This is a genomic window from Dyella sp. (genome assembly GCF_051954575.1).
GTDB lineage: Bacteria > Pseudomonadota > Gammaproteobacteria > Xanthomonadales > Rhodanobacteraceae > Dyella_B.
In genome coordinates this window covers 38,044-62,765 of the sequence record NZ_JBQCHP010000026.1, presented here as the reverse complement: position 1 = coordinate 62,765, position 24,722 = coordinate 38,044, and the positions used below count along the sequence as shown (strand labels likewise).

General features: G+C 63.4%; 21 protein-coding genes and 3 tRNA genes. 6 read left to right on the top strand and 18 right to left on the bottom strand.

Annotation, left to right across the window (positions count from 1 at the left end; genetic code table 11):
- Positions 1-11: 11 nt before the first annotated feature.
- A complete protein-coding gene (locus tag ACTHNE_RS03310) occupies positions 12-749 on the top strand; it encodes a response regulator (protein WP_324942567.1) in 738 nt (245 codons plus the stop codon).
- Positions 750-780: 31 nt separating this feature from the next.
- Here the strand turns inward: ACTHNE_RS03310 and recO are convergent, their stop codons facing one another.
- From recO to ACTHNE_RS03255, 11 genes are all read right to left on the bottom strand, one after another.
- Positions 781-1,491, bottom strand: a complete 711-nt coding sequence (gene recO / locus ACTHNE_RS03305; RefSeq protein ID WP_324942564.1) for a DNA repair protein RecO — start codon at positions 1,489-1,491, stop codon at positions 781-783.
- 42 nt (positions 1,492-1,533) lie between these two features.
- Complete coding sequence (gene era / locus ACTHNE_RS03300) at positions 1,534-2,469, bottom strand: GTPase Era (protein WP_324942561.1); 936 nt, start codon at positions 2,467-2,469, stop codon at positions 1,534-1,536.
- Between the two features lie 125 nt (positions 2,470-2,594).
- Positions 2,595-3,254 (bottom strand): ribonuclease III, encoded by a 660-nt coding sequence (rnc, locus tag ACTHNE_RS03295; RefSeq protein WP_324942558.1) that lies wholly within the window; start codon positions 3,252-3,254, stop codon positions 2,595-2,597.
- A 2-nt stretch (positions 3,255-3,256) separates the two neighbouring features.
- On the bottom strand, positions 3,257-3,643 hold the full coding sequence (locus ACTHNE_RS03290) for a DUF4845 domain-containing protein (protein WP_324942556.1): 387 nt from the start codon (positions 3,641-3,643) through the stop codon (positions 3,257-3,259).
- 119 nt (positions 3,644-3,762) lie between these two features.
- Positions 3,763-4,662 carry a signal peptidase I gene (lepB, locus tag ACTHNE_RS03285; RefSeq protein ID WP_324942553.1) on the bottom strand — a complete coding sequence of 300 codons (900 nt, stop codon included), beginning with the start codon at positions 4,660-4,662 and terminating at the stop codon, positions 3,763-3,765.
- Between the two features lie 12 nt (positions 4,663-4,674).
- The gene (lepA, locus tag ACTHNE_RS03280) at positions 4,675-6,465 is read right to left on the bottom strand and encodes a translation elongation factor 4 (protein ID WP_440268554.1); all 1,791 of its coding nucleotides are present in this window, start codon (positions 6,463-6,465) and stop codon (positions 4,675-4,677) included.
- A gap of 175 nt (positions 6,466-6,640) precedes the next feature.
- Entirely contained in the window at positions 6,641-8,122 is a 1,482-nt protein-coding gene (locus ACTHNE_RS03275; RefSeq protein ID WP_440268553.1) for a DegQ family serine endoprotease, read from the bottom strand.
- A gap of 147 nt (positions 8,123-8,269) precedes the next feature.
- Entirely contained in the window at positions 8,270-8,929 is a 660-nt protein-coding gene (locus tag ACTHNE_RS03270; RefSeq protein ID WP_324945201.1) for a sigma-E factor negative regulatory protein, read from the bottom strand.
- Entirely contained in the window at positions 8,926-9,522 is a 597-nt protein-coding gene (gene rpoE, locus ACTHNE_RS03265) for an RNA polymerase sigma factor RpoE (RefSeq protein ID WP_324945203.1), read from the bottom strand. Before rpoE ends, ACTHNE_RS03270 begins: the two co-directional genes overlap by 4 nt.
- A 162-nt stretch (positions 9,523-9,684) precedes the next feature.
- A complete protein-coding gene (locus ACTHNE_RS03260; RefSeq protein ID WP_440268552.1) occupies positions 9,685-12,288 on the bottom strand; it encodes a putative bifunctional diguanylate cyclase/phosphodiesterase in 2,604 nt (867 codons plus the stop codon).
- Positions 12,285-12,764 (bottom strand): hypothetical protein, encoded by a 480-nt coding sequence (locus tag ACTHNE_RS03255; RefSeq protein WP_440268551.1) that lies wholly within the window; start codon positions 12,762-12,764, stop codon positions 12,285-12,287. The genes ACTHNE_RS03260 and ACTHNE_RS03255 overlap by 4 nt, the downstream gene beginning before the upstream one ends.
- A 195-nt stretch (positions 12,765-12,959) precedes the next feature.
- Between ACTHNE_RS03255 and ACTHNE_RS03250 the strand changes: the two genes are divergently transcribed.
- Positions 12,960-15,023, top strand: coding sequence for a 3-hydroxyacyl-CoA dehydrogenase NAD-binding domain-containing protein (locus ACTHNE_RS03250; RefSeq protein WP_440268550.1), 2,064 nt, complete (start codon positions 12,960-12,962; stop codon positions 15,021-15,023).
- A gap of 76 nt (positions 15,024-15,099) precedes the next feature.
- Here the strand turns inward: ACTHNE_RS03250 and ACTHNE_RS03245 are convergent, their stop codons facing one another.
- The 5 genes from ACTHNE_RS03245 to ACTHNE_RS03225 all read right to left on the bottom strand — a co-directional run bounded on the left by ACTHNE_RS03245 (position 15,100) and on the right by ACTHNE_RS03225 (position 20,143).
- Positions 15,100-15,657 (bottom strand): DUF2058 domain-containing protein, encoded by a 558-nt coding sequence (locus ACTHNE_RS03245; protein WP_324936936.1) that lies wholly within the window; start codon positions 15,655-15,657, stop codon positions 15,100-15,102.
- A 46-nt stretch (positions 15,658-15,703) separates the two neighbouring features.
- Positions 15,704-15,916, bottom strand: coding sequence for a SlyX family protein (locus ACTHNE_RS03240; RefSeq protein ID WP_324936938.1), 213 nt, complete (start codon positions 15,914-15,916; stop codon positions 15,704-15,706).
- A 2-nt stretch (positions 15,917-15,918) separates the two neighbouring features.
- Positions 15,919-17,262 (bottom strand): UDP-glucose dehydrogenase family protein, encoded by a 1,344-nt coding sequence (locus ACTHNE_RS03235; protein WP_324936940.1) that lies wholly within the window; start codon positions 17,260-17,262, stop codon positions 15,919-15,921.
- 156 nt (positions 17,263-17,418) lie between these two features.
- On the bottom strand, positions 17,419-18,207 hold the full coding sequence (locus ACTHNE_RS03230; protein ID WP_324936942.1) for an FKBP-type peptidyl-prolyl cis-trans isomerase: 789 nt from the start codon (positions 18,205-18,207) through the stop codon (positions 17,419-17,421).
- Positions 18,208-18,376: 169 nt separating this feature from the next.
- Entirely contained in the window at positions 18,377-20,143 is a 1,767-nt protein-coding gene (locus ACTHNE_RS03225; protein WP_324936944.1) for a cation:proton antiporter, read from the bottom strand.
- 159 nt (positions 20,144-20,302) lie between these two features.
- Between ACTHNE_RS03225 and ACTHNE_RS03220 the strand changes: the two genes are divergently transcribed.
- The 3 genes from ACTHNE_RS03220 (at position 20,303) to ACTHNE_RS03210 (ending at position 20,612) form a co-directional block, all read left to right on the top strand.
- Positions 20,303-20,378 (top strand) — tRNA-Ala (locus ACTHNE_RS03220).
- Positions 20,379-20,386: 8 nt separating this feature from the next.
- Positions 20,387-20,462, top strand: a tRNA-Glu gene (locus ACTHNE_RS03215).
- Positions 20,463-20,535: 73 nt separating this feature from the next.
- Positions 20,536-20,612: transfer RNA gene (locus tag ACTHNE_RS03210), tRNA-Asp, on the top strand.
- A gap of 110 nt (positions 20,613-20,722) precedes the next feature.
- Here the strand turns inward: ACTHNE_RS03210 and ACTHNE_RS03205 are convergent.
- Together ACTHNE_RS03205 and ppsR are read right to left on the bottom strand one after the other, a co-directional pair.
- Positions 20,723-21,184, bottom strand: coding sequence for a DUF1249 domain-containing protein (locus tag ACTHNE_RS03205; RefSeq protein ID WP_324936946.1), 462 nt, complete (start codon positions 21,182-21,184; stop codon positions 20,723-20,725).
- Positions 21,185-21,204: 20 nt separating this feature from the next.
- Entirely contained in the window at positions 21,205-22,020 is an 816-nt protein-coding gene (gene ppsR / locus ACTHNE_RS03200) for a posphoenolpyruvate synthetase regulatory kinase/phosphorylase PpsR (protein WP_440268549.1), read from the bottom strand.
- Positions 22,021-22,246: 226 nt separating this feature from the next.
- On the opposite strand from ppsR, the gene ppsA reads away from it, so the two are divergent.
- Positions 22,247-24,622 (top strand): phosphoenolpyruvate synthase, encoded by a 2,376-nt coding sequence (gene ppsA / locus ACTHNE_RS03195; RefSeq protein ID WP_440268548.1) that lies wholly within the window; start codon positions 22,247-22,249, stop codon positions 24,620-24,622.
- The last annotated feature ends 100 nt before the right edge of the window (positions 24,623-24,722 follow it).

The window sequence follows — 24,722 nt, the reverse complement described above, 5'->3', positions numbered from 1 at the left end:
GACACAGGACTATGCCGTACCCGCTAGACAACACCCTCCCCGTTTCTGCTACCGAGCCCTATGTGCTAGTGGCCGATGACGATGCGCCCACGCGCTGCTTTCTCGGCGACGCCTTTCGCCAGTTCGGCGCACGCGTGGCGCTCGCCGCCAGCGGCAGCGAGGCGCAAGCGCTGACCCGCGACGAACCCTTCGACCTGCTGGTGCTGGATTGCCGCATGCCCGATGGCGGTGCCGTCGAAATCCTCAATTACCTGCGCAACGACCAGCACGCACGCTCGGTCTACAGCCCCGCCGTCGCCAGCAGCGCGGAGCTGGATACCGACGCGCAGCAGGCCTTGCTTGCAGCGGGCTTCCACGCTGTGCTGCCCAAGCCGTGCACGCTGCAGGATCTGCGCGAAATTCTCGCCTTGGCCACCTCCAGCCATCGCCATCTGCCCGTGCTGGACGATAGCCTGGCCTTGAATACCAGCGGCACGCCGGCAGTGGTGCAGGCGCTGCGCGGCTTGTTTCGGCAGGAACTGTTGAACCTTTGCGGGGAACTGGATGAGCTGAGCGCGGATACCAAGGCGCTGGAAGCGCGCCTGCACAAACTGCGCTCATCGTGCGGGTTCTGCGGCGCGGCGTCGCTCTCGGAGCACATCGTTTCGTTGCAGCAGCATCTGAAACTGGAGCACCGCGGGGCGATGTTGCCCTTGGCGGCGTTTCGGCGCTCGGTGCAGCAGACCATCGAGGCACTCTCGGTAACGTAGCCGTCGTAGGTTGGGTTACCACATACGCGAGTCACCGGCGCGTAAGCGCACCGCGCAAGACCCGCCACGCGCGCAGTTCCACACCACCGAGATGGAAGCGGATCAACTCTCGCATCATGCCGCGCAGCGCATGCAAGCCTTGCGCGGTGGGCATGCGATCGTCGCGCAGCGCGAGCAGGTCTTCACCGCGCAGCACATTCGGCTCGTTGGGAGTGCATCGCACCGCGCCATGTTCCGCACGATAGGCGTACAGCGCCTCCGGCTGCAGCGCTTGGCCGGTATCGGCCTCGACATCGAGCTGCAGGGCATAGCCCAGCGCGCCGAGCAGATCGCGCTCGAAACGCCGCAAATGCCACGCCAGGGATTCGCCGCTCGCCAGGCGTGCAAGGGTTTGCGCATAGGCGTGATAAAGCGCCGGATGCGGGTCCTGCCGTTCGGTGAGCCGCACCACCAATTCGTTGACGTACAAACCGGCCAGCCCCGCATCGCCTTGCAACCGCAGCGGCGCCGCGGTGGATTCGGCGTTGCGCAGGGTGGCCAGTTCGCCGCGCAGTTGCAGATCCAGCGCCAACGGCTGGAACGGCTCCAGTTGCGAGCGCTGCAGGCGGCCGCGCTGACTGCGCACGCCGCGCGCCACCACACCCAGGCGCCCATGCTCGCGGGTCAGGCATTCGAGCAACAACGAGGTTTCCCGGTAAGGGCGCGAGTGCAGGACGTAGGCGGGCTGTTGCTCGATGAGCATGGCGGCTCAGAAGGTTCGAGGATGCCGGTTCCGTTTGGAACGCTATTCGGTATAGCCGAACTGCTTCAACATCGATTCGTCGTCTGCCCAGCCTTCGCGCACCTTCACCCATAGCCGCAGGAAGACCTTGCGCTCGAACATCCGCTCCATGTGGCGGCGCGCGCCGCTGCCGATGGCTTTCAATTGCTCACCGCCCTGACCGATGACGATGGCTTTCTGCCCTTCGCGTTCCACCCAGATCACGGCATGGATTTCCGCGACGCCGTCGGGACGGTCTTTGAACTGCTCGATCTCCACCGTGGTCGCATACGGCAACTCTTGATTCAGGCGCAGCATCAATTGCTCGCGCACCATTTCCGCGGCGAGGAAGCGTTCGCTGCGATCGGTGATCTCGTCTTCACCGAACACCGGTGCGCGCACCGGCAGGCGCGCGAGAATGTCCTGGGTGAGCGCGTCCAGGCCTTTGCGTTTCAACGCGCTGACGTAGTGGATGGCCTCGAAACTGTGCTTCTGGGCCAGCTCGGCCACGAACGGGAGCAACGTCGTCTTGTCCTTGCTGAGGTCCACCTTGTTGATGGCCAGCAGGCGCGGGATGCTCTGTTCGCCGAGCGCCTCGTACAGCGCCTCGTCTTCGTCGGTCCAGCGTCCGGCCTCGATCACCTGCACCGCCAGCTCCACTTCGCTGAGCGCGGAATGCACGGCACGGTTGAGGCTGCGGTTCATCGCCCGCTTGGCGCCGCGGTGCAAGCCGGGCGTATCCACGTACAGCACCTGCCCGGCTTCGCTGGAGGCGATGCCGAGGATTCGATGGCGCGTGGTTTGCGGACGCGGACTGACGATCGATAGGCGAAAGCCGATCAAGGCGTTGAGCAAGGTCGACTTGCCGACGTTCGGCCGGCCGACCAGCGCCACGAAGCCGCAGCGGTAATCCGGATGCGGCAGTGCGTTTTCGACGGTGGCGTCGCGTTGGTCGTTCATGATGCGCAGGTACTCGTTCGTAGTCGGGGACAAGCATGGCGCCGCGCGCGCGCGAACGCCACTACGCGCGGCGTCGCCATGCAAAAAAAATCAGGCGTGGAGACGGTGCGATCCGGCCGGGTGGATCACGGTGCTTCCTGGGCCACGGTCAGGCGGGCCAGCACCACTTCGGCGGCGTCCTGCTCGGCCAGCCGCCGGCTGCTGCCGCGCCCTGCCGCGATCACCGGCATGGGCTCGACGATGACGCAGTTCACCTCGAAAATGCGCGCATGCTCTTCGCCTTCGGCGGCCACCAGATCGTATTGCGGCAGCGGCCAGCCTTGTGCCTGCAGCCACTCCTGCAGCCGGGTCTTGGCGTCCTTGGAGGCGCGCGGCAGGGCCGCGACGCGATCGTTGAACAGCGTGCGCACGAAGGTACTGCAGGCTTCGAAGCCGCCGTCCAGGTAAACCGCCGCGATCAACGCTTCGAATGCGTCGGCGAGGATGGAATCACGCCGGAAACCGCCGCTCTTGAGTTCGCCCGAACCGAGTTTCAGGCGATCGCCCAGTTCAAGCTCGCGTGCCACCGCCGCCAGCGCCTGCCCATTCACCAGTTGCGCGCGTAGGCGCGACATGTCGCCTTCGGCCGCCTTGGGGTGGGTCTCGTAGAGCATCTCGGCGACGATCGCCCCGAGCAGGGCGTCGCCGAGAAACTCCATGCGCTCATTGTTGGGTTTGCCCGCACTGCGATGCGTCAGCGCAAGTGCGGCCAGCGAGGGATCGCGAAAGTGATAGGGCAATTCCACTGTTATTGCGGTGGAGCGACATTGCCCGCCACGGGCACGCTCTTTTCGAAATGGATCAGGAAATCGACGTTGTACATGAACGGTACGTCCTTGTCATAGCTCACGCGCAGCTCGTTGCCCTTGGGGCCCTGCCCCATAGTGATGTCCTTCGGGCTGATGGTGGCGTCGTCGACGTACTGGAAGCCGAGCTTGAACAGCAGATCGCGGCGAACCTGGTCCAGCGTCTTGCCGTCCACGCCTTCGGTGCCGATCTGATTCATGGCTTTGACCACGCCGGCATATTCGGTATAGGCCGGCACCAGCTTCATCGCCATATAGGCAAAAAAGCCCGCCACGGCCAACACAATGATAAAGCCGATGAGCGTGATGCCCGACTGTTTGGATTTCATTGTCCCCTCGCTATGCCGCCGGCGCGGCCCCTGTTCCGAAGCTAAACCCGATACGCATACTTTGCCCGGTCCACGCACGCATCGCCAGGGACATGTTCACGATTCGGCCAACGTAGACATCAATGGATGACGGTGCCGATGCGGCGGAAATCCACGCTGCCGGTGCCCCAGCCCTTCCAGCTGAACCAGATCATGAAGGCCTTGCCGACCAGGTTCTCTTCCGGCAGGCAGCCCCACCAGCGACTGTCTTCGCTGTTCTCGCGGTCGTCGCCCATGACGATGTAGCAGTTGGGCGGCACCACCGCCGGAACGCGGCTGTTGGGAATCGGCGGCGTCGGACCGCGCGCCGGCATGCGCGCGATCAGGTGATTGACCGAACCGAGCTGCTCGCTCCAGATGGAGGCGTTGTAGTACAGCAGCTCGTTGTCTTCCTGCCGCGCGGGGTTGCCCTTGAACGGGCCGATCTGAGTGTCGATTACGGGCTTGCCGTTGATCACGATCTGGCTATCGTGCACTTCCAAGGTGTCGCCCGGGAGGCCGACCACGCGCTTGATCCAGTTCTGGCTGGCGATCGGCGCATGCGGATCGGCGCAGGTGATATCGCCGCTGCGGACCGTCTTGCCGTTGTCGTCCTGGCAGATGTAGCCAGGGAAACGAAACACCACCACATCGCCGCGCTTGGGCTCGCCGATGCTCACCACCTTGTTGTTGAACGCCGGCAGGCGCAGGCCATAGGCGAATTTGTTGACCAGAATGAAATCGCCCACGTCCAGCGTCGGCATCATCGAACCGGAGGGAATGCGGAACGGCTCGGCGACGAACGAACGCAGCAGCAACACCACGAAGATCACCGGAAACAGCGAGCGCGCCCAATCCACTGGAGCTGGATCGCGGTATTCCTCGCCCGCCGCAGCGAAGCGCGCCTTGCGCTTGCTGTACAGGAACAAGCGATCAAGACCCCACACCACACCGAACAGGACGGTGAGGGTGAGCAGAATGGCCGAAAAATCAAAATCCATGCGTTGGCTCCGCTATTTATCCACTTTGAGCACGGCGAGGAAGGCTTCCTGCGGAATCTCGACCCGACCGACCTGCTTCATGCGTTTCTTGCCTTCTTTCTGCTTTTCCAGCAGCTTCTTCTTGCGGCTGACGTCGCCACCGTAGCATTTGGCGAGGACGTTCTTGCGCAAAGCCTTCACCGTGGAGCGCGCGATGATCTGCGCGCCGACCGCGGCCTGGATGGCGACATCGAACTGCTGGCGCGGGATCAGATCCTTCATGCGCTCGACCAGGTCGCGGCCGCGGCGGTCGGCCTGGCTGCGATGTACGATCAGGCTGAGCGCGTCGACGCGATCGCCGTTGATGAGCACGTCCACGCGCACGAACGGGCCGGCATCGAAGCGCTCCAGGTGGTAATCCATCGAGGCGTAGCCGCGCGACACCGACTTGAGTTTGTCGAAGAAATCCAGCACCACTTCGGCCAGGGGCAGCTCGTAGCTGATCTGCACCTGCGTGGCCAGATACTGGATGGAACGCTGCACGCCGCGCTTCTCTTCGCACAGCGTGATGATGTTGCCGATGTAATCCGGCGGCGTGAGGATGTTGGCGACGATGATCGGCTCGCGGATTTCCTCGATCTGCGTCGAGGGCGGCAAGTGCGCGGGATTGTCGAGCCTGATCACCTCGCCGCCGGTCTTGAGCACTTCGTACACGACGGTCGGCGCGGTGGTGATCAGGTCCAGATCGTATTCGCGCTCCAGGCGCTCCTGCACGATTTCCATGTGCAGCATGCCGAGGAAGCCGCAGCGGAAACCGAAGCCCATCGCTTCGGAGCTTTCCGGTTCGAAGAACAGCGCGGCGTCGTTGAGGCGAAGCTTGTCCAGCGCCTCTCGCAGCGCGGGATAATCGTCGGCCGCGACCGGGAACAGGCCGGCGAACACGCGCGGCTGCATGGTCTGGAAACCCGGCAGCGGATGCGGCGCGGGCTTGCCTGCCAGGGTCAGCGTGTCGCCGACCGGCGCGCCGTGCACGTCCTTGATGGAGGCGGTGATCCAGCCCACCTCGCCGGCGGAAAGTTTTTCCAGCTTCTTGCGTTTGGGCGTGAACACGCCCACTTCGCTCACTTCGTGCGCGCGGCCGGTGGACATCACCTGCAGCTTGTCGCCGGGCTTGATCTCGCCCTGCATCACGCGCACCAGCGAGACCACGCCGAGGTAATTGTCGAACCAGGAATCGATGATCAACGCCTGCAGGCGATCGGTATCGCGCGGCTTCGGCGGCGGAATGCGCGCGACGATCGCTTCGAGCACTTCGACCACGTTTTGGCCGGTCTTGGCACTGACCGAGACTGCATCGGTAGCGTCGATGCCGATCACGGCTTCGATTTCGCCCTTCACTTTTTCCGGATCGGCGGTGGGCAGATCGATCTTGTTGAGCACGGGCACCACTTCCAACCCCTGCTCCACCGCGGTGTAGCAGTTGGCGACCGATTGCGCTTCCACACCCTGGGCCGCATCCACCACCAGCAGCGCGCCTTCGCATGCAGCCAGCGAACGGCTGACTTCGTAAGAAAAGTCGACGTGGCCGGGCGTGTCGATGAAATTGAGCTGGTAGGTCTTGCCGTCGCGTGCCTTGTACGGCAGCGACACCGACTGCGCCTTGATAGTGATGCCGCGCTCGCGCTCGATCGGATTGCTGTCCAGCACCTGGGCTTCCATCTCGCGCTCGGCAAGTCCACCGCAGATCTGGATGATGCGGTCGGCAAGTGTCGATTTGCCGTGATCGATATGGGCGATGATGGAGAAATTGCGGATCAGTTCCATGGGCTCGCTGTCAGCTTCACCGCCCCGCGCGATGCAAAGGCCGGCTATCGCCGGAATGGCGATATTAGCCGGTCATTATCGCATGGTTTGAGAACGCCGGCCCACGGCGCCCAGAGGCGCGTCTTTTCCGCCCGAAAAAGACCCGCCACGTAGGCGGGTCGTTTTGACGATGGGATTATTGGTCCTTGTCGCTGGGAACGGTGAGCGCGATGAAATTGTTGGCATCGCCCCGGCGCACCAGCAGCAGCACGGTGTCGCCCGGCTTCACACCCGCCGTGGCGGCGCGGAAGGCGTCGACGCTGCCCACCTTCTTCTGGTTGACCATCAGGATCACATCGCCCGGTTGCAAACCGGCCTGCGCGGCCACCGGACCGGTCACGTTGGCAATGGCCACCCCCTCACCCGCCTTCAGGCCGAGTTGGCTGCGCGTGGAGGGGTCCACGTTTTCCACGCCCAGGCCCAAGGCATCCGAACCGCTGCTGGGTGCGGCCTTGCCCAGCGCCGAACGGGCGTTCTGGTCGCGCGGCATGGCGCCGATGGTGGCTTCGACGGTTTTTTCCTTGCCGTCGCGCAGGATCTTGACCGGTACCGTCGAACCCGGCTTGGTCATGGCGACCAGCGGGGGCAAATCGGTGCCCTGCAGGACGTCCTGGCCGTTGTAGGAAAGGATGATGTCACCCGACTGCAGACCGGCCTTTTGCGCGGCACTGTCCGGCGAGACATTGACCACGATCGCGCCCCGTGCGCGGTCGAGCTTCAGCGCCTTTACGACGTCGTCGTCGACCGGCTTGATCTCCACGCCCAACATGCCGCGCGTGACGTAGCCCTTGGTCTTCAACTGGTCGACGGCATTCATGGCCAGGTCGATCGGGATGGAGAACGCAACGCCCTGGTAGCCGCCGGTATCGGAATAGATCTGCGAATTGATACCCACCACCTGGCCCTGCAGGTTGAACAGCGGGCCGCCGGAATTGCCGCGATTGATCGGCACGTCGGTCTGGATGAAGGCGGTGGAGGGTTGATCCCTGGCGCCGAGGTTACGGCCGACCGCGCTCACGATGCCCTGGGTCACGGTGTAGTCGAAGCCGAACGGCGAGCCGATCGCCAGCACCCACTGCCCGGGCTTGAGCAGCTTGGAATCGCCGATGGCCACCGTGGGCAAGCTGCCACCCGCATCGACCTTCAATAGCGCGATGTCATAGGTGGGATCGGTGCCAATCACTTTCGCGGTAAGCGTGCGGCGATCCTGCAGGCGCACGGTAACCGCATCGGCGCCATCCACCACGTGGTTGTTGGTGAGGATGTAGCCATCGCTGGAAATGATGAAGCCTGAACCCAGCGAGGTGTGCTTCTGTTCTTCCGGCGAGGGCATCATCGGCATCCCGAAGAAGCGACGGAAGATTTCCGCCTGGCCCGGGTCGATACCCTGCAGCGGCACGCCGTTGGCGCCTTTCGGACGGCGGCCTGAATATTTGGCCTCCACGTGCACCACCGCCGGGGCGTTCCTTTCGACGATGCCGGTGAAATCGGGCAGGCCGCCAACGGTCGGAGCAGCCTGCGCCCAGGCAACCGCGCTGGGCGCCATCACGCCCACTCCTAAGGCACAGCCGAGCAGGCCACTGAAAATACGGCTCCTGACAAGATGGGTATGACTCATGACTCCTCCTCGGGTTCCAGACGCCCCATCTCGCGCGCCGGAACTCGCAGGTCGGAACGGGAGAGGGGAACAATGAAGAAAACGGGACGCCTCGGCGGCCGGTACCGAAAGCGGCGAGCCGGGCTCACCGCTTCCGGAAGACGAGGTTTAACGGACGCCTTGCGCCGCAGGCCGGGCCTGGGGTGTATCGATCAACAACAGGTAGCTGCCATCCTGGTTGTTCAGTGCCTTGTAGCCATGAATGGAATACGTCTGGCTGGGATAGCGCTGGAACAACGGACTGTCGGCCGGATCGCCGAGCGTGACAGATGCACGCTGGCTCAACGCCGAAGCCGAATAGGGACTCAACGAAGGCGGAATGGCCGCCAGCGGATCGTTGCTGGCGTGCACCGCATTGGCGGCGGCGAGCGATGCGCCGGTGCGCGCGCCGGCGGATGCCGCGCCGCTGTTGGTGGCCAGGCGGGCCGGATGTTCGGTGTCCGGAGCGGTCGGCTGCGACACCATCAAGGCCGCCACGGCGACACCGGCGGCGATCGCACCACCCAGCGACAAGCGCAACCAGTCGCGCCTGGGCGCCTTGGCGGTGGCATGCTCGCCTTCGATCGCGGCCATAACGCGGCTTGCGAAATCGACGCTCGCCACGGCGGGCAGCTGGCGGCGAAGGCTTTCGCCGGCCACGTGATAGCGCGCCCAGGTCCGCTGCATCGAAGCATCGTGATCGAGCCTGCGCAGCAAGAAACGCAGTTCTTCCCTGGGCAGCTCACCGTCCATGGCCGCGGAAAGATTTTCCATGTTGGCTTCAGTCATGACATTCGATCCTCGCGGTCTGAAAGCAACGGCCGCAACTTTTCGTCGATCGCCTCGCGTGCCCGGAAGATGCGTGAACGCACCGTTCCGATCGGGCAGCCCATGGCCTCGGCGATCTCTTCGTAGCTGAGGCCTTCCACTTCACGTAGCGTGATGGCCGTCCGCAGCTCCTCGGGCAAGGCTTGGACAGTGGCGAATACCGTTTGTTCAATTTCCTGTCGCATTAATTCGCGTTCGGGAGTGGCGCTTTCCTGCATGCGGTCGGCGCCGGGTACATAGACCGCGTCCTCGATCGCGATGTCGTCGGTCGGCGGCCGGCGGCCCATCGCCACCAGGTGGTTCTTGGCCGTGTTCACCGCAATTTTGTACATCCAAGTATAGAAAGCGCTCTCGCCGCGGAACGAGCCGATCGCCCGCCACGCCCGCACGAACGCCTCCTGCGCCACGTCTTCGCATTCGGCGGCGTTGTGCACGTAGCGGGAAATAAGGCCGATGACCTTGTTCTGATACTTGCGTACGAGGAGATCGAAGGCGCGCCTGTCTCCGTTCTGTACACGCTCAACCAGCGCACTATCGAGTTCGTTGTCGCCCATCCGGGCCGTCTCCTTCGTCACTGGACCATGCCGGGATGCGTTCCCCGTCGGATGGATGAGCTGCTCTGACCCGCCGCCCGCCTGCAAGTTCAGCAGGGAACACCGAGTCCATCAGTATTCTAAGTTAGGGCTGTCCGGATGTGGCTCAAGCGGGCGTAGAGTTTACGCCATGACCGCAGACAGGCCCTGTTCGGACAAGAGCCGCTCACGCTCGCCCAGCAGACGCTCGAAACTGGCCTGCGGCAGCGGCCGGCAGAACAGGTAGCCCTGCAGTTCATCGCAGTGGTTGGCGCGCAGGAACTGCAGGTGCTGCTCGATCTCCACGCCCTCGGCCACCACCCCGCGCTTCAGGCGGTGGGCCATTTCGATGGTGGCGCGCACGATCGCCTCGTCGTCCGGGTCCACGCCGATGTTGCGCACGAAACTCTGGTCGATCTTGATGCGGTCGGCCGGCAGCTTGCGCAGGTAATCCAGCGAGGCCGCGCCGGTGCCGAAATCGTCGATGGCGATATGGCAGCCTAGCTTGTGCAGCCGCTGCATGTTCTCCATCAGGTTCGGCGCGGCCTTGATGCTGATGCTTTCGGTGACTTCCAGTTCCAGCAGGCCAGGATCGAGCCCGGTTTCCTCCAGCACCGTGCCCACGATCTCCGGCAGGTCCGGCTGCATGAGCTGCACCGCGGAAAGATTCACGCCCAGCCGCAGGCGCAGGCCGAAGCGGTCGTCCCATTCCTTGGCCTGCTTGCAGGCGGTGCGCAGCACCCACTCGCCGATGGATACGATCAGCCCGGTTTCCTCCGCCAGCGGAATGAAGAAGCCGGGGCCGATGTTGCCCAGTTCCGGGTGCTCCCAGCGCAGCAGCGCTTCCATGCCGACGATGTCTTCCGTCTGCGCATTGACCTGCGGTTGATAGAAGACACGCAGCTCGCCGTTGCCTTCGGCATGGCGCAGCCGCGCTTTCAACGCGGCGTTCTGCTGCTCTTGCGCGGGGCTGACATCGTAGACGCGGTAATTGTTGCGGCCGGCGCTCTTGGCCGCGTACATCGCTTCGTCGGCGTGCTTGAGCAAAGTTTCGGCATCCAGCGCGTCTTCCGGAAAGAAGCTGACGCCGATGGATGCCGTCACCTGCAGTTCCGGACCATCGTCCAGATGCAGCGGCGCGTCCATCAGCTGCACGATTTTTTCCGCTACGCGCAATACGTCGTCAGTCTTCACGATGTGGCGCAGCACGATCGTGAATTCATCGCCGGCATAGCGCGCCACCGTGTCGGACGCGCGCACGCTGCTGCGCAAGCGTTGCGTCACGGCCACCAAGACTTGATCGCCGACGGCATGGCCGAGCGTATCGTTGATGAACTTGAAGCGATCCAGGTCCACGAACAGCACCGCAAAGGTTTCGCCGGTGCGGTTGGCTTCGCGAATGATGGTATCGAGACGATCATTGAACAGCAGGCGATTAGGCAAACCGGTGAGCGCGTCCAGCAGGCCTTCGGCCCGTCCCTGTTCGCGCGTGCGGCGCAGTTCCAGCATATGCGCAAAATGCGCGGCGGCGCAGTGCAGCACCGGCTCCACGATGCCGGGGTCGCTGAAGGGATGACGACTGCCCGCCAGCAAGGCACCCAGCACGCTGTGCCGTTCATCGAGCAGGGGCAAGCCGACGAAGCCGCGCAAGCCCAGCAGCCCGATCAACGGATCGACATCGGCCAGCCGGCGCGCATCGTTCGGATGCATCAAGCTGCGGCCGCCAAGCACCAGGCGCAGCGAACTCTGCAACTGCGGGCCGGGCCAGACCTGTTCGTCGCCCCGCCAACGCTGCACGATCTGCACCGGCACGCTGCTTTCTTCCGGCCGCGCCGACCACACGGCGAGGTAATCCAGCTCCATTTCGTCTAGCAGCAAGCGGGCGGTTTCCGGCAGGCTCGCGTCGTCGTGCGTGCCGGAGAACAGGCGCGCCAGCACCGCCAATGCAGCGCCTGGACGCACGCTGGCGCTGGCGCTGCGGAACTGCAGGGCGGCCATGTCGCGGCCGTTGTAGCGCACGCGGCGTACATTGGCTTCGCCGATGTCGTAACCGCGGATGGATTTGCGTCGGCACTGCAGCCAGCTTCGATCGGCGTCGAACAACGCCTTCTCCAGGCTCACCGATTCGAAAATCAGCACTTCCGGCAGCGGCGTGCCGGTCAACAGGCTGCTGGCCAGTCCGCTACGCCGTATATAGGCCGGATTGGCTTCCACCACGCGCTCGGCGGCCGGATCGACGATCAGCCAGTCACCCTCGTTTTCTTCGAACGCGAAGCGGTAGTGGTAGTCGTTCGCCGGCGAGGAGGCAACTGGAACCGCAACCTGCGGCACGTTCACGGCGGACTCGGCGATGGGCTTGCTCTTTCCGTTGTGCAGTTGCTCCCAGCGCGCGATCAGTTCCGTGCCGATCTGCGACGCGTAGACCCAGCTGCCGACTGCGGCGGGCAACTGCAACGGCTTGACCGCGGCCTCATCGAGCAGCACTGCGATGATCGGCACGTCCGCGCAGGCAGGCAGCAGGCGCAGTTGCTCGCACAAGACGACACTGGCGCGGCCGTCGCCGTCGAAGACCACCACGATCAGTGCCAGCGGATCGCGCCCTTCCAACAAGATCGCCGCATGCGTGGTGTCGCGGGCGGAATGGATGGTGGGATGGCCTTCCCGGTCGAGCACGTCGAACAGCTCGCGGCGCAGTTCGCGCTGCGAGGCCACGAGCAGGATGCCGGCTTGAAAGGTTGTCGTGGTCACAGCAGCCATCGTCCGTCACGCAGGCGTGGGCGCTGGATCGTGTTGGCCGTGCTGCCCAGCCTTACGGCGACATCGTCGATACTCGACACCAATAAGTCGGGCGCATCCAGCAACACCACCCGGCGCACGTGGCCGGCCGGCGCGCGCGCGAGTTGCCGCAGCAGGGCGCTGTCCGTCGGCACCAGCGGCAACGGAAAGGGCGCAAGGAGGTAGATACCGAAATGGATGCTTTGCTGGATATAACGCAAAGCGTTGCCCAGGCGCTGCGAACCAGGAATCACCGCATGCGCCTCGCGTAGGTTCTCCATGCCGGTTTCTTGTCGCCACAGGTAGACCGATTGCCCATTCAGGCGCGCCAGCGCACGGAACTGTTCGATGACCGCATCGCTGTCCACGTGCTCGAGCACGACCAGGCCGCCTGGGGCGGTCAGGATGCGCTCGTAGATATCGCTGCCGGCAAGCGGCGCAGGGGCCATCAGGGAAGTCATACCGCCCGGGAAGAAGTTATCGCGTCTCGTACGTTACGCAGTCGCACGGGAAGCGCAATAGCCGGAACGCAGAGGCGTGATCCATGCGGCATACCGGCCCATACCGATCCGAATGGTACGTCTCGCAATCATCGCGGCGGGACGGTATGGTGAACGCCTCCTAAGCCATCCCCCTCATACCCCATGTTCGAAGGATTGCGCTTCCATCATTGGAAAACGAGCCTGGATGACAGCGGCATCGTTACCCTCACCCTCGACCGCGCCCGCAGCAGCGTCAACGCCATTTCCCGCGAAGTGCTGGATGAGCTCGGGCAGATCGTGGAACGGCTGGCGATCGAGAAACCCGCCGGGGTGATCATCCATTCGGCCAAGGCGAACGGCTTTGCGGTCGGCGCCGATATCAAGGAATTCGTCGAGTACGCCAAGCACGGCACGGTGCTGGAAAACATCGAGAACGGCCAACGCGCGTTCGACGCCCTGGCACGCCTGCCCTGCCCCACGGTGGCCGCGGTGCATGGCGCTTGCATGGGTGGCGGTACCGAGCTGATCCTTGCCTGCCGGCAGCGCATTGCCGCGGACGACGAAAAAACGCGGATCGGGCTGCCCGAAGTCATGCTGGGCATCCATCCCGGCTGGGGCGGATCGGCCCGTTTGCCACGCCTGATCGGTGCGCCCGAAGCACTGCCGATCATGCTCACCGGTAAGGCCCTCTCCGCCCGCAAGGCCAAGAGCCTGGGCGTGGTCGACCGGCTGGCACGGCCGGATGAGCTGATGGCCGAAGCCCGCGCCCTGCTGCGCCACCCCCACGCGCGCCCGTTTGCGCAACGGCTCACTGCCTGGGCGACCAACACCTGGCTCGCGCGCCAGATCCTCGCGCCGATGGTGATCAAGCAGACCGCGGCCAAGGTGCGCAAGGAACACTACCCCGCCCCGTTCGCCCTGATCGATGTCTGGAAACGCGGCGGCGGCAACATCCAGCAACGCCTGAAACTCGAAGCGCGTTCGGTCGCGAAGCTGGCGGAAACCGCCACCGCGCGCAACCTCATTCGCATCTTCTTTTTGCAGGAACGCCTCAAAGGCCTGGGCAACGACGTCGATGCCGGCATTCGCACCGTGCACGTGGTCGGCGCCGGCGTGATGGGTGGCGATATCGCCGCGTGGGCCGCGTTCAAGGGTTTCGACGTCACGCTGCAAGACCGCGAGATGAAATTCATCCAGCCTGCGCTCGACCGTGCGCAAGCGCTGTACGAGAAAAAACTAAAAGCGCCGGAAAAAGTGGACGAAGCACGCCGCCGCCTGCGCGCGGACGTGGAAGGCGCTGGCGCCGCGCGCGCCGACCTGGCGATCGAGGCGATCTTCGAAAATCCCGAAGCGAAAGAAGCGCTGTACGCCACGATCGAGCCGCAGTTGGCCAGCCGTAATGGCATCCTCGCCAGCAACACGTCGTCCATTCCGCTGGACGAATTGCGCAAACGCCTGGCGTCGCCGCAGCGTTTCCTCGGCCTGCATTTCTTCAATCCCGTCGCGCAAATGCCGCTGGTGGAAGTGGTGCGCCACGATGCGCTCGATCCCCACGTGGAAAAACGTGCAATGGCCTTCTGCAAGGCGATCGGCAAATTACCGGTGGCGGTCAAAGGCACTCCGGGGTTTCTGGTCAACCGCATCCTGATGCCTTATCTGCTCGAAGCATTGCGGCTCTACAACGAAGGCGTACCGGGGCCGGTGCTCGACAAGGAAGCGAAAAACTTCGGCATGCCGATGGGTCCGATCGAGCTGGCCGACACGGTTGGCCTGGACGTCTGCGCAACGGTCGGCAAGGAACTGGCGCCGTTCCTCGGCCTGGAACTGCCGCCGGGCTTGGAAGACAAGCTCGAAGCCGGCAAGCGCGGCAAGAAAGATGGCCAGGGTCTGTATACGTGGCAGGACGGCAAACCGCAGAAGCCACAGGTGGACCCGGACTACACCCCACCGCCGGACCTGCAGGACCGCATGATCCTGGCCATGGTCAACGAAGCCGTCGCCTGCCTTGGCGATGGCGTCGTGGACGATGCGGATCTGCTCGATGCGGGCGTGATTTTCGGCACCGGCTTTGCGCCGTTCCGCGGCGGTCCGATTCAGTACGTGCACAGCGAAGGCGCGGAGAAAATGCGGCAGAAACTGGAAACGCTGGCCAAGCGCTACGGCGAGCGCTTCCTGCCCAAGAACGGATGGGACCATGCCGCATTGTCGCGGATCGAAAACGCGTAACGCGTAGGTTGGGGTGCAAACCCCAACATCGAGTACTCGCCACTACGTCATGTTGGGGTTTGCACCCCAACCTACGTCACCACATCAGGTCATTCGGAATGCCGTCCTCGTCCACACCCGCCGAGGCCGGATCCACCAACAACGCGACCAAGTGCGGATCGACCTCACGCACCTGCTCGGCCACCGTCTGCGCCACCAGCAGATAACGGCCGCTGTTCTGCACGATACCGAGCTTGCCGGCATTGAGATCAGCCAGTTGCATGGTGTCCACATACACCCGTCGGATCTTGCCGCCGTATTCGAAATGGCGCACCTGGTCGGCATCTGCCTTGTTGAGCGTCTGCCCTTCCAGCAGCTTCTGCACTTTCGCCTTGCGCTCGCGTTTCAGGCGCGCCTGTTCGGCCGCCTCCTGCTCGGCGCGCTTGCGCTCCTGCGCTTCCGTTTGCGCGCGCACGGCATAGGCCTTGGCCAGGTCGATCTCGCCATCGTTGCGCGCCGGCTTCGGCTTGTGCGGCGGCTTGCCTTTGGCGAATGACGTATGCGGTTTGGGAACGGGTTGCTGCTGGCGCTTCTCGTCCTTGATTTGCTTGACGATGCCGCTCTTCAAGAGCTGATCTCGCAGTGAATCGGCCATGATCGAATCCGGTGTTGCGTTGCTGCGTTTTATGAGGTGAAGCGTTTCAGTAGTGCGGAGGTGGCGGTTCGCTGTGCGGATCGGGCCCTTGCCCGAGGCGCACCGTTTCCAGCTCGCTGCGCAGATCGCGGATCACGCGTTCCAGCGTGGCGATGCGCAGCGATTGCTCCGCATCGGCCGCCACCAGTGCCTGCACGGCATCATCGATAAAAGCGAGCCGAACTTCCAGCTCCGTAAGACGCTTTTCAGTATCGCTCATGATCACTCCGGCCGTGCGACGCTGCGCCCGCGGCCGATGCCGTAGTAAGCCAGGCCGGCTTCTTCCACCACGGTGGGCTCATAGAGATTGCGCCCGTCGAAAATGGCCGGTTCCTTGAGCACGGCGCGAATGCGGGCGAAATCCGGACTGCGGAACGCCTTCCATTCGGTAATGATCGCCAGCACGTCCGCCCCGTCCAACGCATGGTAGGCGCTGTCGCACAGCACCAGATCGTCGCGCTCGCCATACAGGCGCCGCACTTCCTCGCGCGCTTCCGGGTCGAACGCGCGCACCTTGGCGCCGGCCTCCCACAACGCTTCCATCAAGCGGCGGCTGGAGGCCTCGCGCATGTCGTCGGTATTGGGCTTGAACGCCAGGCCCCACAGGGCGATCGTCCGGCCACGCACGTCGCCGTTGAAGTATCGCTGGATGAAGTCGAACAGCTTTAACTTCTGATCCCGGTTGACTGCTTCCACTGCGCCGAGCAAGCGCGCGTCGTAGCCCACCGCACGCGCCGTGCGCTCCAGCGCCTGCACGTCTTTGGGAAAGCACGAGCCGCCATAGCCGGCGCCCGGATAGATGAAGTGATAGCCGATGCGCGGATCCGAGCCGATGCCCTGGCGCACCAGTTCCACGTCCGCGCCCACGCGCTCGGCGATGTTGGCGATCTCGTTCATGAAACTGATCTTGGTGGCCAGCATGGCGTTGGCCGCGTACTTGGTCAGCTCGGCGGAGCGCACGTCCATCACCACCGTGCGGTCGTGGTTGCGATTGAACGGCGCATACAACTTGCGCAACAAGGCGATCGCACGTGCGCTGGAGGAGCCGATCACGATACGGTCCGGGCGCAGGCAATCTTCGACCGCGTCACCTTCCTTGAGAAATTCGGGATTGGAGGCGACGTCGAGTTCGATCTCGGCGCCGCGCGCTGCCAGCTCCGTCGCCACCGCCGCGCGGACGCGATCGGCCGTACCTACCGGCACTGTGGATTTGTTGACGATCACCGCATAGCGATCCAGATGGCGCCCGATGGTGCGCGCCACGCTCAACACATATTGCAGGTCGGCGCTGCCGTCTTCGTCCGGCGGCGTGCCTACGGCGATGAAAATGATCTGCGCGTGCGCGATGGCGATTGCCGCATCGGTGGTGAATTCAAGCTGCCCATTGGCGTAGTTGCGCCGCACGATGGGTTCGAGGCCGGGTTCGAAAATCGGGATTTCGCCGCGACGCAGGCGCCCTACTTTGTTTTCGTCGATATCTACGCAAACGACATGATTGCCCATCTCGGCCAGGCAGGCTCCGGTAACCAGGCCCACATAACCGGTACCAAAAATGGTGACTTTCATCGCGGGGGATCAACGCCTTATGAAGGGGCGAGGATTCTAACAGCCCCAAAAGAAACGCCTATGTCAACGACACGCGCGCTTGTGCCCGTGCAACGCAAACGGGGCGCGAATCGTTCGCGCCCCGTTCATGCAAAGCTCGCTTGCGTACCGCGGCGATTACTTGCCGTCGGCACCGCCTTCGCTGCCGCCCTGCGACGCACCAGCCGGCGTCGGGCCGGTGCTTACCAGGGTGATGTCGAAGATCAGCGTGGCGTTCGGCGGGAACGGACGATTGGGCTCCGCACCGTAAGCCAGGTTCGGCGGAATGAAGAACTTGTAGTGGCCGCCCACCTGCATCAGCTGCAGGCCTTCGCGGAAGCCCGGGATCACGCGCGCCAGCGGGATCGAGGTCGGTCCCGGCGGGTTGTTCTTCTCGGAGCTGTCGAACACTTCGCCGTTCACGAAGGTGCCCTTGTAGTTCACCTTCACGGTGTCGTTCGGACCCGGACGAGCGCCGGTGCCCTGGGTGATCACTTGGTACTGCAGGCCGGAGGCGGTGGTCTTCACGCCCGCGGCGCTCTTGTTCTTGGCGAGGAAGGCGTCGCCTTCAGCCTTGTTCTTGGCGGAAGCCGCGTCGAACTCGGACTTGGCCTTGGCGCGCAGCTGCGCCTCGAAAGCCTGGGCGGTGGCGTTGAACTCCTGCTCGGCCATCGGCGGCTTCTTGCCGGAAAGCGCGTCCTGGACGGCCTTGGCCACGGTCGCCGGATCCACGGCTTCACGCATGATCGGCGGCACGGAACCCGCCAGCTCATAGCCCACCACGGTGCTGGCCTTGATCTTGTCGACCGGGCCGGCGGCGGCGCTCGTGCTACCGGCGCTGGACGTCTGGGCCTGCGCGCCAGCGGTCATGCCCAGCACAACGGCCAGCGCGGCTGCTGTCAGCGTGGGTCGCAGAAAATGCTTCATTCGGAACTCCCTAAAGTCTTTGGATATGCCGGCGTGCCGCGCCGGACCTCCCCCATTGGAGGCTGGCCCCGCATTGTGCGGTGTCCAGTCCGGTCTTGGCAACGACGATTCGAGATGGACCCCCGCTCTTGCGGAAAGTTCAGGTGCTCAAGTGTGCGCAGCGCCGCATTCAGCTCGATTCGTTAGGAGGAGATGAAGGTTTTTCCAGCGTCTCCCGCAATGCGGCCTGCAATCTTGCGTGAACCTTCACCAGGCCGCGCCACAGGATGACGGCCAGCAATACGCACACGCCAACCAGGGAAATCGCCACGCCGCGTGGCGGCAAAATCGTCGACCCGAGTACGCCTACCAGCAGCGCCAGCACCAGCAAGGTCGCCAGCGGAATCAGTTTCGCCAGAACCTGTCGGATGGCCTGCGTATAGGCACCGGCGAAACGCTCGCGTATGCCCAGCTCCGCCAGCAGCATTCCTAAGGCTTCGGCCTTGCGGTACACCGCGATCAGCAGCGGCAGCGACAGGAACAGCGCGCACGCCCAGATCATCGAATGCCGCATGTCGCGCCCGAAGCCCCAACGCTCGAACCAGGCCGCGTTATGCGCATTGACGTATGCGCCGATCACGAACAAGGTGACGACCAGCGCGATATTGATCGCGATATGCCACAGCAGCCGGCGAAACATCTGCGCCAGCACCGCGTTCTCGTTGACGGGCCGAAGGTTTTCCAGCCATCCGCTGTAACTGCTGATCAGCAATCGCAACGGCCGCGGAATCACGCGCTTGCCCACGTGCGCGAGCAGATCCGCGGAGCGAAGCAGATAGGGCGAGGCGACCATGCAGATCAAGGCGGCCGCCACCGCGGTGGGATAGATGAAATCGTCCACTGCGCGCAGCGTGAGTCCAAGGGTGGCGATCACGAACGAAAACTCGCCGATCTGCGCCATGCACAATCCCGCCCGCAGCGAGGTGCGCAGATCGTGACCGATGAAGAACATGCCCACGCTGCACACCAGGCTCTTGCCGAGCATCACGATCAAGGCGATCGCCACCGCCGGCAATGCGTAATGCGCAAGCTGGGCCGGATCGATCTTCAAGCCGATCGCCACGAAAAACAGCGCTGCGAACATGTCGCGCAACGGCTCAACCAAGTGCACCACGCGCGACGCGCTATGCGCCTCGGCCACCACCGCGCCGGCAAGGAATGCACCCAGTGCCACGCTGAAACCCAGCCACGCCGCCAGCAGGCTGGTACCGAAGCAGATGCCCAGCACGCTTACCAGCAAGGTTTCGTCGCGGTCGAAGCCGGCCACGTAATCCACCAGGCGCGGCAGCAACAACAAGCCGACGATCATGCCCGCCACCACGAACAAACCCAGATGACCCACCACGGCGAACGCCGTTCCGGTTTCCACCGTGCCGCTGATCGCAATGGCGGTGAGCAGGGTGAGCAGCACGATGGTCAGCATGTCTTCGGCCACCAGCATGCCCACCACCAGGCGTGCGAACGGCCATTGGCTGAAGCCGTTTTCCGCCAGCGCACGCGTGGCCACCATCGTGGAGGACAACGCCATGATCGCGCCCAGAAACAGCGCATTGCGGCTGCCCCAGCCGAACAGCAAACCAAGCTGATAGCCCAGCCACAGCATGAAGCCTACTTCGATCACGGTGATCAGCAACAAGCTGCCGCCCACCTGGCGCAGCTTGCGCACGCTGAACTCCAGCCCCAGCGTGAACATCAACAGCACCACGCCAAGGTTGGAGATGTCGCTGATCGCGCGCGCATCAGCCACCAGCACGCCCGGCGTGTGCGGACCGATCACGATGCCGGCCAAGATGTATCCGGGAAGCACAGGCAAGCGCAGCCGTTGAAACAGGATCGTCGTGGCGCCCGCCACGAGCATCACTAAGGCAAGATCGCGAATGAAGCCGATGTCGTGCATGCCGCGCTCATGAGGACGTTTCGATCACAGCTTAACCTGACGCGCAGATGACGCTGCATCTCATCACCTCGTCGAGCGAGTTCATTTGCGATGAAAATTTTTACAAAAATTGCTTGACGGAATTCAGAACCCAGCCTATTCTTTCGGGCTTCCAGCGGCGGGGCCATAGCTCAGCTGGGAGAGCGCCTGCATGGCATGCAGGAGGTCGGCGGTTCGATCCCGCCTGGCTCCACCAACACATACGTCCCCATCGTCTAGAGGCCTAGGACATCACCCTTTCACGGTGGCGACCGGGGTTCGAATCCCCGTGGGGACGCCACTCTTAACCCAGAACACCGGGCGGAGTGGAAAAGGACTTAGTGAGTTGGCCCGCTGGATTGGCTGTACAACGTGGAGCGGTAGTTCAGTCGGTTAGAATGCTGGCCTGTCACGCCGGAGGTCGCGGGTTCGAGTCCCGTCCGCTCCGCCATTGTTCGCCAAGAAGCCCGCTTATGCGGGTTTTTTGTTGCCTGCGAAAAAATATATCGATTCGAATCCCAGAGATGGCGATGCTCGGGTTCGGCTTCGCCTCAGCGCTGCCTACGGGACGCGTTCGAGCGTTCCGGCCGAGTGTCCCTGTTCAGCCAGATATTCCAGCCAGCGCGTGAGAAAGCTGTTCATCTGCAGCCGATGCTGGAACACCGAATGCGCCAGCGGGAACGGACCGAGCACCTGCCACAGGTGGCGACCCGGATGGCAATGCAGCGCTTCGGCCACGTGCGCATCGTGGTACATGCGCAGTTGCGCCGAAGGCGATCGATGCCCGGTCTGGGTGTCGACGAAACCGTAGGTGAGTTCCAGTTCCAGCGTATAGGGATGGCGTTCCTGCAGCACCAGGTGCACCGGAAGGCCGTCGTCGACATCCGACACGTAGCTGCCCAGCGCCAGCTGCTGCGGCGCGAACAGGTGCGTCAGCCGATGATAGTTTTCGGCATAGAGTCCCATTAGGAACTCGAAACGTCCTGGCAACAAGGCGGTGCGGCGGTCGAGTACGACGCTCATGAGCTTGGGTGGGGTCCTCGTCAGTACATGGTTTTTTCGATGCCGAATTGATCGAGGATTTTGCTCGCAATCTCTTCGATCGACACGTGCGTGGTGTTGAGGGACTGGATGCCGGCCTGGCGCATCAAGCGATCGGCCTGCTCCAGTTCCCACCGGCATTGCTTAAGGTTGGCATAGCGGCTGCCCGGGCGCCGCTCTTCACGAATCTGCGCCAGGCGCTGGGGTTCGATGGTGAGGCCGAACAGGCGGTTCTTGTAAGCACGCAGACGCGCCGGGAGTTCGAGCTTTTCCAGATCCTCCTCGGTGAGGGGATAGTTGGCGGCGCAGACCCCATAATGCAAGGCCATGTACAAACAGGTGGGCGTTTTGCCCGAACGCGATACGCCAATCAGGATCAGATCGGCCTGCGCGTAATCCACCGCCAGGCCGTCGTCGTGGCTCAGGGCGTAGTTGGTCGCGTTGATACGCGCCTCGTACTTGGCGAAATCCACCAGGCCGTGGGAACGGTTCACCGCGCCGGAGTGGCGTGTGCCCAGTTCGTCTTCAAGCGGGCCGATGAAGGGGGCGAACACATCCAGCATCAAGGCGCCGCTGGTGGCGACGATTTCGCACAGCGCCGGATCGGCCATGGTGTTGACCACGATCGGCCGCTGCCCGCTCTGCGCATACCGGGTCTTGATGCGCAGCGCGGCATTCTCGGCCTTCTGCGCATTGTCGATGAACGGCAGCCGGTGCTTTTCGAAGCGCACGCCTTCGAACTGCGCAAGAATGCTGTTTCCGATCGTCTCGGCCGTAATACCAGTGGAATCGGATATGAAAAAAACCGAGCGTTGCATACGTGGTCCGTGGGCGGTCGGGATGCCTGTCTCGCACCATAACCCAAGCAGGAAACCTTGTCGTTGCTTGACTTTTTACTGACTGGTATGCAGGTGGCGCGGCTCGATGCAGCAATGGTCTTCTTGTGCCGCGCACCATTGGCGGCGGACAATACCAGTCTTGTGCAGCCGGCTTTGTTCCGCGCCGCTCCCCGCTTTTCCATTGCGAGCTCTTGAGGAGATCCCCTTGAACGACCTGGTGCTTTGGCTCGACCAACTGCGCATGACCGACCTTGGCAAGGTCGGCGGCAAGAACGCGTCGCTCGGCGAGATGATCGGCAACCTGGCCCAGCTCGGGGTGTCTGTGCCCGGCGGCTTCGCCACCACCGCGCAAGCCTTTCAGGAGTATCTGGAAAAAAGCGGCCTTTCCAAGCGTATTGCCGATCGCCTCGCCACGCTCGATGTGGACGACGTGGACGAACTGGTCAAGGGTGGCAAGGAAATCCGCGGCTGGATCGTCGACACCGCCCTGCCCGCCGAGCTGGAAAAAGCCGTCCGCGACGCGTACGTCAAACTGTGCAAGGACGCCGGCACCGACAACATTGCCGTGGCGGTGCGTTCCTCGGCCACTGCCGAAGACCTGCCGGATGCGTCGTTCGCCGGCCAGCAGGAAACCTTTCTCAACGTGGTCGGCATCGACGACGTGCTGCACAAGGTGAAGGAAGTCTTCGCCTCGCTCTACAACGATCGCGCCATCGCTTATCGCGTGCACCAGGGCTTCAAGCACGAAGACGTATTCCTCTCCGCCGGCGTGCAGTTGATGGTGCGTTCCGATGTTGGTGCTTCCGGCGTGCTGTTTACGCTGGATACCGAATCGGGTTTCCGCGAAGTGGTGTTCGTCACCGGCAGCTACGGCCTGGGCGAAATGGTGGTGCAAGGCGCGGTGAACCCGGATGAGTTCTACGTGTTCAAGCCCACGCTGAAAGCCGGCAAGCCGGCCGTTCTGCGCCGCAGCCTGGGCGCCAAGCAGCAGCGCATGGTGTATTCGGACCAGCCCGGCGAGCGCGTGCGCATCGAGGAAACACCCGCCGCCGATCGCCACCGTTTCTGCATCACCGACGAAGACGTGCAGGAACTGGCCAAGCAGGCGCTGGTGATCGAGCACCACTACCAGCGTCCAATGGACATTGAATGGGCGAAGGACGGCCATACCGGCAAGCTCTACATCGTGCAGGCGCGTCCGGAAACGGTGAAGTCGCGCGCGCATGCGATGCAGTTGGAACGCTTCCACCTCAACGAAAAAGGCAAAGTGCTGGCCGAAGGCCGCGCGATCGGCCAGAAGATCGGCACCGGCAAGGCGCGCGTGATCCGTTCGTTGGCCGATATGAACAAAGTGCAGCCCGGCGACGTGCTCGTCGCCGACATGACCGATCCCGATTGGGAGCCGGTGATGAAACGCGCCTCGGCCATCGTCACCAATCGCGGCGGCCGCACCTGCCATGCGGCGATCATCGCGCGCGAACTGGGTGTGCCTGCGGTGGTCGGCACCGGCCATGCGCTGGATACCATTCCTGATGGTCACGACGTCACGGTGTCCTGCGCCGAAGGCGACACCGGCGTGATCTACGAAGGCCAGCTCAAGTTCGACCGCGTCACCGCCGATCTCGGCGCGATGCCGGAAGCGCCGCTGAAAATCATGATGAACGTGGCCAACCCGGAACGCGCGTTCGACTTCGGCATGCTGCCCAACGCCGGCATCGGCCTGGCGCGACTGGAAATGATCATCGCCAGCCATATCGGCGTGCATCCCAAGGCCTTGCTCGAATACGGCAAGCAGGATGCGGAAACCAAGGCGCGCATCGATGCACGCATCGCCGGCTACAAGGATCCGGTGAGCTTCTACGTCGACCGTCTTGCCGAAGGTATCGCCACCATCGCGGCCTCGGTGTATCCCAAGCCGGTGATCGTGCGCCTGTCGGATTTCAAATCCAACGAATACGCCAACCTGCTCGGCGGCCAGCGCTACGAGCCGCACGAAGAAAACCCGATGATCGGCTATCGCGGCGCCAGCCGTTACGTCGATGCGGGTTTTGCCGAATCGTTCGGGCTGGAATGCAAGGCAGTGAAGCACGTGCGCGAAGTGATGGGTCTCACCAATGTATGGGTGATGATTCCGTTCGTGCGCACGCTCGATGAAGGCCGCAAGGTGGTCGAGGTGCTGAACAAGAACGGTCTCAAGCAGGGCGAGCACGATCTCAAAGTGATCATGATGTGCGAGCTGCCGTCGAACGCCCTGCTAGCCGACGAATTCCTCGACATCTTCGATGGTTTCTCGATCGGTTCGAACGATCTCACCCAGCTCACGCTCGGCCTGGATCGCGATTCCAGCGTGGTCGCGCACCTGTTCGACGAACGCGATCCGGCGGTGAAGAAGCTGCTGGCGATGGCGATCAAGACCGCGCGAGCCCGCGGCAAGTACGTGGGCATCTGCGGACAGGGCCCGTCCGACCATCCGGATCTGGCCGAATGGCTGATGGACCAGGGCATCGAATCGGTATCGCTCAATCCGGATACCGTGGTCGATACCTGGCTGCGGTTGGCGAAGAAGAAAGCTGCGGCTTGAACAAGCAACGGGGCGATGGCGACATCGCCCCGTTTTCTTTTCGCCGCGAGGAAACTCGCCGCCAAGCACACGGTCCATTCCGGGAGACCTCAACCGAAGG

Bases quoted from the DNA above. Each gene is read 5' to 3' on its own strand.
- ACTHNE_RS03245 (WP_324936936.1), bottom strand. From the start codon at position 15,657: ATGGCCGATTCACTGCGAGATCAGCTCTTGAAGAGCGGCATCGTCAAG.
- lepB (WP_324942553.1), bottom strand. From the start codon at position 4,662: ATGGATTTTGATTTTTCGGCCATTCTGCTCACCCTCACCGTCCTGTTC.
- ACTHNE_RS03255 (WP_440268551.1), bottom strand. From the start codon at position 12,764: ATGGCCCCTGCGCCGCTTGCCGGCAGCGATATCTACGAGCGCATCCTG.
- ACTHNE_RS03275 (WP_440268553.1), bottom strand. From the start codon at position 8,122: ATGAGTCATACCCATCTTGTCAGGAGCCGTATTTTCAGTGGCCTGCTC.
- ACTHNE_RS03290 (WP_324942556.1), bottom strand. From the start codon at position 3,643: ATGAAATCCAAACAGTCGGGCATCACGCTCATCGGCTTTATCATTGTG.
- recO (WP_324942564.1), bottom strand. From the start codon at position 1,491: ATGCTCATCGAGCAACAGCCCGCCTACGTCCTGCACTCGCGCCCTTAC.
- ACTHNE_RS03205 (WP_324936946.1), bottom strand. From the start codon at position 21,184: ATGAGCGTCGTACTCGACCGCCGCACCGCCTTGTTGCCAGGACGTTTC.
- ACTHNE_RS03250 (WP_440268550.1), top strand. From the start codon at position 12,960: ATGTTCGAAGGATTGCGCTTCCATCATTGGAAAACGAGCCTGGATGAC.
- ppsR (WP_440268549.1), bottom strand. From the start codon at position 22,020: ATGCAACGCTCGGTTTTTTTCATATCCGATTCCACTGGTATTACGGCC.
- rpoE (WP_324945203.1), bottom strand. From the start codon at position 9,522: ATGGGCGACAACGAACTCGATAGTGCGCTGGTTGAGCGTGTACAGAAC.
- ACTHNE_RS03240 (WP_324936938.1), bottom strand. From the start codon at position 15,916: ATGAGCGATACTGAAAAGCGTCTTACGGAGCTGGAAGTTCGGCTCGCT.
- ACTHNE_RS03225 (WP_324936944.1), bottom strand. From the start codon at position 20,143: ATGCACGACATCGGCTTCATTCGCGATCTTGCCTTAGTGATGCTCGTG.
- ACTHNE_RS03230 (WP_324936942.1), bottom strand. From the start codon at position 18,207: ATGAAGCATTTTCTGCGACCCACGCTGACAGCAGCCGCGCTGGCCGTT.
- ACTHNE_RS03310 (WP_324942567.1), top strand. From the start codon at position 12: ATGCCGTACCCGCTAGACAACACCCTCCCCGTTTCTGCTACCGAGCCC.
- lepA (WP_440268554.1), bottom strand. From the start codon at position 6,465: ATGGAACTGATCCGCAATTTCTCCATCATCGCCCATATCGATCACGGC.
- ACTHNE_RS03235 (WP_324936940.1), bottom strand. From the start codon at position 17,262: ATGAAAGTCACCATTTTTGGTACCGGTTATGTGGGCCTGGTTACCGGA.
- ACTHNE_RS03270 (WP_324945201.1), bottom strand. From the start codon at position 8,929: ATGACTGAAGCCAACATGGAAAATCTTTCCGCGGCCATGGACGGTGAG.
- era (WP_324942561.1), bottom strand. From the start codon at position 2,469: ATGAACGACCAACGCGACGCCACCGTCGAAAACGCACTGCCGCATCCG.